The following is a 12218-nucleotide window of genomic DNA, read 5'->3' as shown; positions in this document are numbered from 1 at the left end:
TTTCAGCTTATCCTTTTTAGAATCCTCAGTATTGGTAATTGTAAACATCTACAAAAAGTTAATAAGATTGTTGTGTGTAGAAAGAAATCTTTTAAAAAGGTCATAATATGGATAATAGGTAGCACACATTTTAATTAGTAGGACTTGTGCTACCATCAAGCCATTTTTTAATAAAAGTATAGAAAAACTCAAGAAGGTGAGTCCATTGCGTAAGCATGCATATGTGCAATTTTATGTATTGATATTGGCTTTAATAACTTATATAAGCTTTTGCTTTATATTTTTATTTGTTTTTCCGAATCATTATTTCGTATCAGATTTTAATATCCGACTATCATCTTTAGTCGTTGAAACTACTGTATTTATCTCATTACTGTATTCTATATTATCCCAAAAAATTAAGTTAGGAGTATTCTGGGTTTGCATTACTATTGCAATAGGGTGTTTTTTGATAGGGAATTTCATATCCGCTTTTCAAGTACTTAATGTAGAATTACCAATACAAAATTTTAATATTTCTGATGTATTTCTACTGTTTTTCTTATTCTTCTTTCTTTTTGCGTTCTTTTATAAAATTATGATGGAATGTAACAAATGGGAGAAAACGTATTTACTTTGTGATTTATGCATTGTTGTTACTGCTATTTTTACATTAGAGTGGTACCTATTTAATAAACCATCTGCAAATATTTTATTCTTATCAATTGGAGATGTTTTTCTCTCATTTATTTTTCCGATTATAGATTTATTGCTTCTATTACTTGGAGTTACACTGATCTTTCGACCTGCTATTTTCAATGCAAAAAGTAAATTGTTTATTTTTATCCTAGTATTAACTGGATTGGCTATTACGGACTATTTGTATTTTTACTTACAAGGTGATTTGTCAGAGCGTTCAGTTATATTTTTAAGGTGTTTGTATAGAGTTTTCCTATTATTTATCGCTATTGCTGCTACAATCCCAAAGAATACTTCTTCTAAAAGAAATTATTTTATTATTAATCCGACATTTGGAGAGAAACTTCTTGGTATATTCCCTTATCTTGCAGTTGCAGTCTTAATTGGCTTTACTTTGAAAGAGCAAACTTCTTCAGCTACATTAATTACGGGAAATTGTATTGCTTTTGTATTTGTACTGATTCGTCATACAATCGTACGAATGCAAAACAAAGAGTTAACTAAAACATTAAAAGTGTTTAATAATCAATTAGAACAAACAGTATCTCAAAGAACAAGGGATTTAATAAATAAATCTAATGATTTAGTAAAAAATCAAGAGAGATTTAAGTCATTATATGAGTATCATCCGGATCCTATTTTAACGATTGATTCAAACGGTATCGTATTAAATATAAACCAGGCTGGAAGTATGTTACTAGGAAAAGAAAGTGCTGCATTGATAGGGAAAGAGTGCTTCTCTATTTTTTTAGATGAAGATAAATCTGAATTGGAAGCAGCTATAAAGAAAGGGAAACGATGTAGTTCATCTTCACTACAGTTACGTGTGAAAAATAACAATGAGAAGGATATACTCTTTTGGTATGTCACTATAGTTCCTATTATGATAGAAGGACAAACCTTTGGGAGCTATGTAATGGTAAAAGACATAACAAGGATGAAACAACAACAGGAAGAGATAAATTACCTTGCATTCCATGATACGGTGACGGAGATTGGAAATCGTATATTCTTCCAACAAGAATTAGATAGATCTATTAAGCGTGCACAAAAAACACAGGATAAGTTTGGGCTCCTGTATATTGATTTAAATCGCTTTAAGACTATTAATGATACATTGGGTCATTCGATTGGTGACAAGGTTTTAAAAGAAGTTGCCAAACGTTTTAGGACATGTCTGTCACCGACTATTCCTCTAGCAAGAATAGGTGGTGATGAGTTTGCGATCATTGTCCATAACCAAACAGAGCAACAGCTATTGGATTTGTGTAAAACTCTATTTCGTATAACTGAAGAACCATTTGTAGTAAATCAGCATAGTTTTTACTTATCTCTTAGTATAGGAATAGCAGTGTATCCATTTGGAGGAATAAATACTACTACACTTTTACAACACGCTGATATCGCTATGTATAGCGCAAAGGAAAAAGGTAACAATGCTGTTTGTATGTATGACGAGACATTATCTCAAAAAGTAACTCGTCGATTACAATTAGAACAGGATTTACCAAATGCAATTGAAAATAATGAGTTGTTTTTATTGTATCAACCACAAATTGATAGTAAGGCAGGTAAGGTTATTGGTGCAGAGGCTTTAATACGTTGGCAACATCCAGAGCTTGGGCTGATTTCTCCTTTTGAGTTTATACCTATCGCAGAAGAAACGGCGCAGATTATTTCAATTGGGAAGTGGACGTTACAGAAAGCGTGTCAACAACTGAAAGAATGGCATTCTACGGGCTTTTCAAATCTAAAGATGGGGATAAATTTATCAGCTATAGAGTTTGAACAGAAAGATTTTGTTCAAACCATTATATCTACCATAGAAGAGATAGGAGTACCTGCTAATTCGATTGATTTGGAATTAACAGAGCGAATAGCAATGGTAGATGAAAAGGAAACCTTATCGAAGTTAAAAGCATTAAAATCATATGGTGTACATTTATCAATTGACGATTTTGGTACAGGTTATTCTTCATTAGCGTATCTGCCTCTTTATCCAATTGATACTTTGAAAATTCCAAGAGAATTTGTTAATAGGATTGGAACTTCTACTGATGGAGATGAAATTATACAAACCATTATTTCACTTGCTCATACTTTAAACATGAAAGTGATAGCAGAAGGGGTAGAAACGAAGGAACAATTAACGGTATTACAGCGTAATGCATGCTATCTAATTCAAGGCTATTACTACAGTAAACCTGTAAATGATGATGAATTCATTGGTTTTTTAAGTACAATACAAAATGAATAAGTGAAAAATCAGTATATGTATGAAATAAAGTGAAAAGACGTTCTATCCATATGGATTTGAACGTCTTTCTTATGTTTATTTTCAGTAGTTATGCAGCAAGGTTTCAGCCTTTGAAAGTAAAATAAGTATCTATATTCCTTGTATTTAGGGCTAATGGGATATGAGGTGAAAGTTGCTTCTTGTGAAACCGCATTAGGGACAGCTCGTATATTCTTAAAGCAATTTGAAAAAGCGGAAGAACATTTCAATCGTTCCATTGACCTTTTGCAAAAACATAATGAAGACAAATTGATTTTAATAGTAAGGCATAATTTAGGACTATTATATGCAACTCAAAACTTATCTAAATTAGCAATTCGTCATTTATCAGAAGTGACAGAGAAGAATATTGCCCATTTTAAAGCATTGTTCTTACAAGCGCGTGAACATTATAAGCTAAGAAAAACAAATATTGTAAAAGAACTTATTGAAAAAGGATTAGCAGTTTGTATGGAATTAGGAAATGAAGAGTATGTATATCATTTCAATATTTTACGTTCTCTTAATGAAGATGAAGCAATTAAACTCTTGGAAGAAGTGAAAAAGTATTTCTTACTTCGAAAAGCAAGGTTTATGGGATTTCGTAGAAGAATATGCAGATCTAAAAAAGGAAGAAATTATACAATAATCACATGCTATCATTTTTAATAGCTAATTAACAAAGGGATTCCAATTATGGAGTCCCTTTGTTAATGGGGTAATGCTTTGATTTATCTAATTATAACAATATTTGTAAAAAGTGTAAAGGGGTCCTAGTTTGGAGGGGGAATTATTTAATCTTTTTTATTTAATAAAGGGATGATATTTAGTTATCTGCGTTTCTTAATTATGTTTTTTATCACAATTTGAAGTAAATTTCAGTTAATCTTATTTATTTTATAGGAATTATAAGTTATACTAAAAGTAGGTGCAAAATGTACCATTTGAAAAAGAGTGCATTGCAAAAAGGAATCCGTAAAGGATTCCTTTTTTGTTTCTTTTAAAATGAAGCAACGTTCTAATTATCTCTTTCTTTTTTTATGAATGAACTACCAATGTATAAATTTAAAAGGTATTTTTGGAAAATTGCCATATTCCTGTAACAAAACAAAGGTATGTTATGTGTGTTAAATATAAAGAGAAAGAAGGAAAAGTTGTGAAAAAAGTTTTGCCAATTGTTGCGTTATTAGGCATGATGAGTTTTGGAGTACAGGAAATGAATGTAAGAGCTGATACATACCACAAGGGCGATTCAAAAATTAGTTTTTGGGATTCGAAAAGAAAGGGTACTAATTTCATGAATAGTACGTCATTACCTGAAAACTATAAAAGTGCAAAAGAAGCTAATATTGAATATGTACGTTTAGCACCTGATAAATGGGCAAAAGATAAAGATTTTCTATTTGAGGATAAACCAGATATTTCTGGAAAAGTTTATCTTATATAATGGTGGAGACAATAGGATATATGTATTACAAGCACTAAGTAATGGTAGATATATATCAGCAAATGGTGGTAGAGAATTAACAGCTACTAGTTATGTAGCTGGAAGTTGGGAAAGATTTGTTATTGTATACTTCTAAACTTTGAAGTGTTATATATCTAAATGATAATGGCATGTTTAGTTGGTATAAATACCTAATACAATAAAGTTTTAAGCATGTAATACAAGTGTATATTAACGTGTAAAAGGGCTGCAAATAATTAGCAGTCCTTTTTGCATGGACTTACTGAGGTTATAATGAGAAGAAAAAGAACCCTATAGGGTTCTTTTTCAAGGCATATTAACAGTAAGGAGAATCATGAAATGCTACTTCAAATCTTTATTAGGGGAAAGATTTTGAAAAAGCTTAACATGTATTTATTTTTACATAAATGTAAGATGTAGTAAATTGATAATGTTTATACTTACTATTACTAATATTCAATTAAGATAGTTAATACTATTTATATAGTGTTAACTGGTGTATAGTACAGTATAGATTTAGAAATTTAATATTAGATTACATTTGTTAAAAAAGTTAATAGATATATTATTTCAAATTTTAACTAACATTTAAACGGTTTTAATTGAAATTGGTTGTGTATTAACCCTTATAAGCCAATAAAAGTAAATAAAATAAACAAAGACCCTGTAATAAATACAGGGCCGGATACAGGGTTAAGGGAACGCATAGTTTCTTAATATCATAGTAGCATATATTCTTTGTATAGCTACATGAGGATTTTGACAGAATTAAGAACAAGACAGAAAATCTGTAGGAAAGCAAATATAGTGCTGGAAATGTGATTTTAAATTAAGCTATAGGTATATTGAAATGGATGAAAACTCTTGAGTACCATGATTAAATTGCCTTTAATTATGAGGTCTAGGTTAGAGGGATAATTGGATCTTACTGAAAAGAAAAAATATTTTTTAGATTAAAAGAAGAAAAGACACCTTTTGGGTGTCTTTTCTTTAGGTAAACAGTTCACATATTGCTGAATTAGATACGAAACCATAATTCGACTACGAAGTAAATCCTAACATAATCTGAACAGAAAAAATATGTAATATTACATATTTAGTTTTTAATTATTTTATTCAATATAGAGAAACAACGTAAATAAAAGGGCATGCAGTCGTATCTGCAGCTCTTTTTAAGAGGAATTCAAGATACCAACAGGACGCGTATTGGTAAACAGGTTCAAAAATAGTATATGTGTTAAGAAAAAGTCCTATACAAAAAAACTACTGTAAGCAAGCCTATTTGTATGTGAAATAAAGAAGAGCCGTCCTATTTGGAGGGCTCTTCTCGTTTGAAGAATTAATATTCAGATAGTTTATCCATTAAATTTTGAATTTCACGTCTTCTTTTTTCTATTTTCTTTTTATCAATTGTATACTAATTACCCTCAATTATTAATTGAGGGTAAAGAAGTAACTGTTGAGACTAAGTTTACTGAAAAAGAAAAAAGGTTTTGTAAAGCTAGCCATTACTTTCGTTGGTACTAAACAGCAAGAAAGAGAAATAGTAGTGTTTGAAGACTTATTACATAAAGGTCAAGTAATTGTAACATACCCTGATGTTAATCAGATTTGGAAAAAGAAAAACAAATTTACACACTATACTTGGCATCTAGATGAGACTTATATCAAAGTCAAAGGAGAGTGGGGTTATCTTTATTATACAAGGGAGCAAGATGGAGTTAATGATGAATAGTTAATTTCATAATTAAGAAATAGTTAAGAAATAGTTAAGCCTGGTTTAAAATTTGCTTTCTATACTAAAAACATAAGCATACAAGAAAGTTGGTGTTCTTACATGAGCGCAATAATAAAGACTACAAATTTAACAAAGATTTATGGCAATCAGAAATCAGTGGATAATCTTAATATAACCGTAAATCAAGGAGAAATTTACGGCTTTTTAGGTCGAAATGGTGCAGGGAAGACGACTACAATTAGAATGTTATTAGGATTGATAAAGCCCACCCATGGAAAGATTGAAATATTTGGAGAAGACTTATTAAAAAATCAAAAAGAAATCCTTAAAAGAATTGGGTCTATTGTTGAAGTTCCTGGATTTTATGAGAATCTTACAGCACGGGAAAATCTACTAATTAATGCGAAAATTATTGGGATACACAAAAAAAATGCAATTGATGAAGCGTTAGAAATCGTGGGATTGCAACATGAAACTAAAAAGCTTGTGGGTAAATATTCTTTAGGGATGAAGCAAAGATTAGGGATTGCTAGAGCTCTTCTTCATTACCCAGAATTATTAATATTAGATGAGCCTACTAATGGTTTGGATCCAATAGGAATTAAGGAAATTAGAAGGTTGATACAAAATTTGGCTAAAGAAAGAAAAATTACTTTATTAATATCCAGCCACATTTTATCAGAAATAGAACAGTTAGTAGATCATATGGGGATCATTCATGAAGGTAAGCTCTTAGAGGAAATCGAATTTAACAGCCTTAGAAAAAAGAATCGCAAATATATTGAGTTTCAAGTATCGAATGACAATAAAGCTACAAAAATCTTAGAGAAAAACTTTGGTATTTTTGATTATGAGGTTCATAATGAGGGGATTATTCGCGTGTATTCTAAACTTGGGCAACAAGGAGATATTAATAAAATATTTGTACAAAATGATATTCAGGTTTTGAAAATCTTGATGAGTGAAGACAGATTAGAAGATTACTTCACAAAATTAGTTGGAGGTGGAACAATTGGTTAATCTGTTATATACAGAATTATTAAAGCTAAAACGATCCCATATGTTCTTAATTAGTATTCTCGGTGCATCGGTAGTACCTTTTATGGTAGTAGTAGCATCATTTGTAAGCCTAAAAACTAAACATCCTACTCCTACTATTGTATTTAGTCAATTGTTTGGTGAAGTAAATTTATATACTGTTCTAATAATAGGAGTACCACTATATGGGGTAGTAACCGCCTACCTATTTATTCGGGAATATACAGAAGATACATTAAAGAATTTATTAACTATACCTGTATCACGTATGAATTTTCTTATAAGTAAATTCCTACTTCTATTTTCGTGGATTATGATGTTAACTTTTGTAGCATGGGGATTAACATTATTATTAGGGATAATATTTCAATTTGATGGACTAAGTTCATCCTTAATAAGGGAATCTTTTGTACAGTTTTTGATAGGTGGATTATTGCTTTTTATTTTATCAACACCAATCATACTTTTAACAATTGTACTTAAGAATTACGTACCGACCATTGTATTTACAGTTGTAATAACCATGATTAATTTAATGACAGCAAATTCAGAACATAGAGGATTGTTTCCATGGGCAGCAGCAGGTGATATCTCAAGAAATACGCTTCAGCCCACTTATCCTCCCGAGTACTCCTATATAGGCATATTCGGAACATCTATTATTGGATTAGTATTATTGATTTCATATTTTAAAAAGGTAGATATTCATTAAGAACAATAAAATGGGACCATCTAAAACTATTAGGTAGTAACAAAAAGTAGATTAAAAAATTTTAATTAGCGTTTGATTTATATATATGGTAAGGAGGAGTTTGAAAATGTCTTTTTCTCAGTTCAATATTGATGCTTTTCGAGCCGTTAACGATTTAGGTAAACAGTACCCATTTCTCAATTCTACTATGACGTTCGTGGCAGAATATATGGTATATTTCTTAGCTTTAATTATTGTAGTGTATTGGTTTACTCGATCTAACCAAAATCGAATGATGATTGTTCAAGCGATGATTGCTTTTGTGATTGCTGAGGTTATCGGGAAAATAGCAGGGAAGTTTCATTCAAATTATCAACCATTTGCAGAGTTACCCAATGTTAATAAATTGGTAGAGCATGCTGTTGATAATTCATTTCCAAGTGACCATACAATTTTATTCTTTTCAATTTGTTTTTCATTTTGGCTTGTTCATAAAAAGATTGGTTGGTTATGGATTACACTTGCATTCTGTGTAGCCATTTCTCGTATTTGGGTAGGAGTTCATTATCCTTTCGATGTTATAACAGGTGCTATATTAGGGATTGTTTCAGCGATAATTGCTTATTGGTTAGTACCAAAAGTTACTTTCTTGAAAAGAATACTTTCTATATATGAAAAAGGGGAAAACTACATTTTACCTGCAAAAGATAAATCAAAAAATTTTTAAGGAAAAACATCTGAATTATAAGTAGCTTTTTGCTTATAGTGTTAATTTGATGTTAGATAAAGATGCAACATTTCTAGGACAATTGAAGTGGCTTAAACTTGCCACTTCAATTGTCCTAGAATGACTGATTAAAAATATGGTTTATATATGTATCATAAATACGAATAACGTTTTCTTGGTAAGAATTTACTCATTACAATTTTTTTTGGAAGACTAAACCTCATAGACATACCCCATATCATTTTCGCTTCAAAAATGAATTTCATACTTAAGTTAAAACAGTTATAAGGGATAGGATAACATTGGTGTTCATTCCTTTTTGTAATAATTGTGGATATACATAATTATTTTTTGGAAAACAATTTACAGTAATATTACGTTTTTTAGAGGAGAAATCAAGTTGTCAAAATCACTAATAAATATGATTTATTAGTGATTTTGACAACTTGAGAAAATAATTCGTTTATTATTTTGATTACAATATAAGGTAGTATTAGAATGTAGCGTCGAAAGTTAGAGAAAATAAACTGCATATCAAAAGGAGGATGCTTTTGGATAGTTATGTTTGGATTATGAATATCAGAATGAAAAACTATACAATTTAATGAGTGGTAGTGTACATTTGGACGTGTAATCCGCGATAGAAATCCTAATGGCAAATTATATCTTAAAGCAGTGTGTTAGGCTCTAACCAAAGGAACTGCGATGAACGTTAGGGATTTAGATATTCTACGTTTCAAACATAGCAAAGGTGTTGAATTCTGAATAATTAGAATTAAGTCAAATTAAATGGGGAGTCCTTATGAAGAAAATTTTAGTTATATTTCAAAATGGGAATTACTCGAGGCTATTTTTTGCATCTTTTACTTCACAAATGGGTAGTACAATTGGTTTAACTGCACTTATGTTTTATTTTTTAAATCGTTTTTCGCACCAACCTGCATATGCTACTATTACGGAGTTGATGTTGTCTTTGCCCACATTAGTAGTATTTTTTCTTGTTGGTGTAGTTACTGATAGGATTGATCGACAAAAAATAGCTCAAAATTGTGATTGGATCTGTTCTATATTATCGCTTTTATTATTGTGGTCTCTTTTTCTAAACTGGATGCCAGTAGCATTTGCGCTGTTATTTTTAAGAAGCATGGTAAAGAGCTTTTTTACACCCGCGCAATCATCCCTTGTACAGGGTGTTTTAACAAGAGATGATTATGCTACTGCAGTTGGTTTGAATCAGATGGTTACAAGTTTGTTTATGCTTTTTGGTAGTGGTATCGGGATTTATTGTTATTGGGTAATCGGTATTTATGGTGCAATCTTAATTGATGCAATTAGTTTTTTTATTAGTGCTCTTCTTATAAAATCTTGTAGAATGTCAGAAGAAATTCGTATGCCAAACGGAAAACATAATATCAAGGATTTGAACATTTCAATTGTAATGAAGGATTTTGTGAAGGGAATACGTTATATTTTGAACCACAACTTGTTACTTACACTTATCTCCGGATTTATAGTTTTCGGAATTTTAAATGGAGGGCTCTCAGTGATGCAGGTATTTATTTTAAAATACAAACTAGCCCCAAGAAACTATGAAGAAGTTTCAATTATATTAAGTATAGTCTTTGGTATCGGGATTTTACTTGGTAGTGTTATAGCATCTATACTTTCTCAAAAAATAAAGCTTTATCATTTACTAATTTTAGCTTTGTTTATTGGAGGAGGAGCGACTATTTTGAGCTCATTAGTCAATACAGTTTGGCTGTATGTTATTTGTACGGGCATAGTTGCCCTAGCACTTCCGATGATTAATGTAGCTATTGGAGGTTGGATTCCAAAAATAGTAAATCCAAAAATGATGGGAAGAGTACACGGGTGTATTAATCCTTTGATGATGCTCTCACAGTCACTAACCTTACTTTTTATTGCTGGATTTTACCCAGGTATTCTTGCAGTTGAAACTCTTTTTTGGATAGTTGGCGGATGTTTAATATTTGTAGGAGTTTTTTACATGATTAGCATTCCACGATTAATGAAGGTAGAAAAATCAGCTAGCATAACGCTCGAATAATTGTAGTTGATCAATTAATTTAACTAGGATTTGTGAGGGGTTTTATGGAAATTTTTGTTACCAAAATTAAAGATATGAATGATCGAAAATTAGAAAAAATTTGTTCGTGGATAGATGAAGAGAAAAGATATAGAATAAAAAAATTTATTAATAAAAAAGATAAAATTAGAACCTTGATTGGTGAATTACTAGTAAGGACTCTAACAAATAAAAAGCTTAAAATCGGTAATGAAAGAATAGTATGGGGGAAAAATAATTATGGAAAACCTTATTTAAAGGGGTATCCGAATTATTACTTTAACATTTCACATTCGGGAGAATTTGTAGTATGTGCAATTAGTAATAACCCTATTGGAATTGATATTGAACAAATAAAACATATTGAATATGAAGAAATAGCAAAAAGTTTTTTCTGTGATAGTGAATATGCTTATATACAAAAAGGTGATGTTAATCATCAATTGAGGAAGTTTTATGAGGTATGGACATTGAAAGAGAGTTATATTAAATGCTATGGAAGCGGATTATCAATGTCACTAAAATCATTTTCTATTAATATAGATAGTCACAAAGCTGTTCATATACTTTTCGATAATAGAGAAAAGAGTAATTCTTATTCAATGGCGATTTTTGATATAGAGTTAGAATACAAAATGGCTGTATGTTCATTAAATGAAGAAATTTCTAGTAATATAACAGTGATTAACCAAGATATTATTATTAATGATTTTTACAAACTTTTATCAGATAGAGGTGCATTTTAATGATGTTATTTTGTTTGCCTTATGCAGGAGGATCCGAAGCGTTATATTATAAATGGGGTGATTATCTAACCCCATCTATAAATCTATGTCCAGTACTGTTAAAAGGAAGAGGGAAAAGATTCAATGAACCATTTTATAATAGCTTAGAAGAAGCGGTAGATGACATCTTTGATAATATTCGGGACAAAATATGTGAGGAAGATTATGCAATTTATGGACATAGTATGGGGAGCCTATTAGCGTATGAATTATACTATAAAATAATAGGAATGGGATTCAAGAAACCCAAGCATATCTTTTTTTCTGGATACAAAGCACCGAGTGAAAGGGAAAAGAAGGAGATAACTTATAATTTACCAAATAACGAGTTTAAAAATAGAGTTATAGAATTAGGGGGAACTCCAGAAGAATTAATTCGTAACGAAGAATTGTTCGAATTTTTCATTCCTTTACTAAAACATGATTTTAAAATAGTTGAAACATATGAATATAAAGAAAAAACGGACAAAATCACATGCGATATTACTGTATTAAACGGAATAGAAGATTTAATTAGTCTAAAAGGCATAATTGGTTGGAAGAAGCATACTTGTGGAAATTTTAAGATTTATAATTTGGAAGGAAATCATTTCTTTATAAATAACAATGTAAAAAAAATTACAACAATAATAAATGATACGTTAACTGAGGTTGAGAACTACTCGCCACTTAGCAAAGCTTGAAGTGGGAGCTTCTCAGTTCCACGACGAAAGTAACCTTTCGTCTCCCTGA

General features: G+C 30.5%; 7 protein-coding genes and 4 pseudogenes. All 11 read left to right on the top strand.

Annotated elements, in window-relative coordinates; all coding sequences use genetic code 11:
* The first annotated feature begins 205 nt into the window (after nucleotides 1-205).
* Nucleotides 206-2935, top strand: coding sequence for a sensor domain-containing protein (locus EBQ15_RS21225; RefSeq protein WP_033683744.1), 2730 nt, complete (start codon nucleotides 206-208; stop codon nucleotides 2933-2935).
* A 156-nt stretch (nucleotides 2936-3091) separates the two neighbouring features.
* Nucleotides 3092-3578, top strand: a pseudogene (locus EBQ15_RS21220) (tetratricopeptide repeat protein); the annotation flags it as partial.
* A gap of 495 nt (nucleotides 3579-4073) precedes the next feature.
* Nucleotides 4074-4397: pseudogene (locus EBQ15_RS21215) on the top strand (cellulase); the annotation flags it as partial.
* Nucleotides 4381-4536, top strand: a pseudogene (locus EBQ15_RS32100) (fascin domain-containing protein); the annotation flags it as partial. The pseudogenes EBQ15_RS21215 and EBQ15_RS32100, both read left to right, overlap by 17 nt.
* Nucleotides 4537-6027: 1491 nt before the next feature.
* Nucleotides 6028-6144 (top strand): annotated as a pseudogene (locus EBQ15_RS31460) (DDE-type integrase/transposase/recombinase); the annotation flags it as partial.
* A 114-nt stretch (nucleotides 6145-6258) separates the two neighbouring features.
* Nucleotides 6259-7179, top strand: a complete 921-nt coding sequence (locus EBQ15_RS21195) for an ABC transporter ATP-binding protein (protein WP_001273091.1) — start codon at nucleotides 6259-6261, stop codon at nucleotides 7177-7179.
* The gene (locus tag EBQ15_RS21190; protein WP_000247702.1) at nucleotides 7172-7909 is read left to right on the top strand and encodes an ABC transporter permease; all 738 of its coding nucleotides are present in this window, start codon (nucleotides 7172-7174) and stop codon (nucleotides 7907-7909) included. Before EBQ15_RS21195 ends, EBQ15_RS21190 begins: the two co-directional genes overlap by 8 nt.
* A gap of 106 nt (nucleotides 7910-8015) precedes the next feature.
* Entirely contained in the window at nucleotides 8016-8615 is a 600-nt protein-coding gene (locus EBQ15_RS21185) for an undecaprenyl-diphosphatase (RefSeq protein WP_000010573.1), read from the top strand.
* Between the two features lie 802 nt (nucleotides 8616-9417).
* Entirely contained in the window at nucleotides 9418-10683 is a 1266-nt protein-coding gene (locus tag EBQ15_RS21180) for an MFS transporter (RefSeq protein WP_000722986.1), read from the top strand.
* Between the two features lie 44 nt (nucleotides 10684-10727).
* The gene (locus EBQ15_RS21175; protein ID WP_000402330.1) at nucleotides 10728-11447 is read left to right on the top strand and encodes a 4'-phosphopantetheinyl transferase family protein; all 720 of its coding nucleotides are present in this window, start codon (nucleotides 10728-10730) and stop codon (nucleotides 11445-11447) included.
* On the top strand, nucleotides 11447-12169 hold the full coding sequence (locus EBQ15_RS21170) for a thioesterase II family protein (protein ID WP_000979067.1): 723 nt from the start codon (nucleotides 11447-11449) through the stop codon (nucleotides 12167-12169). Before EBQ15_RS21175 ends, EBQ15_RS21170 begins: the two co-directional genes overlap by 1 nt.
* Nucleotides 12170-12218: the final 49 nt, after the last annotated feature.

The organism is Bacillus sp. 2D03 (genome assembly GCF_003946765.1).
Lineage (GTDB): Bacteria > Bacillota > Bacilli > Bacillales > Bacillaceae_G > Bacillus_A > Bacillus_A cereus.
Note: the sequence above shows the minus strand (reverse complement) of the source record. Positions and strands in the feature narration are given on the sequence as shown.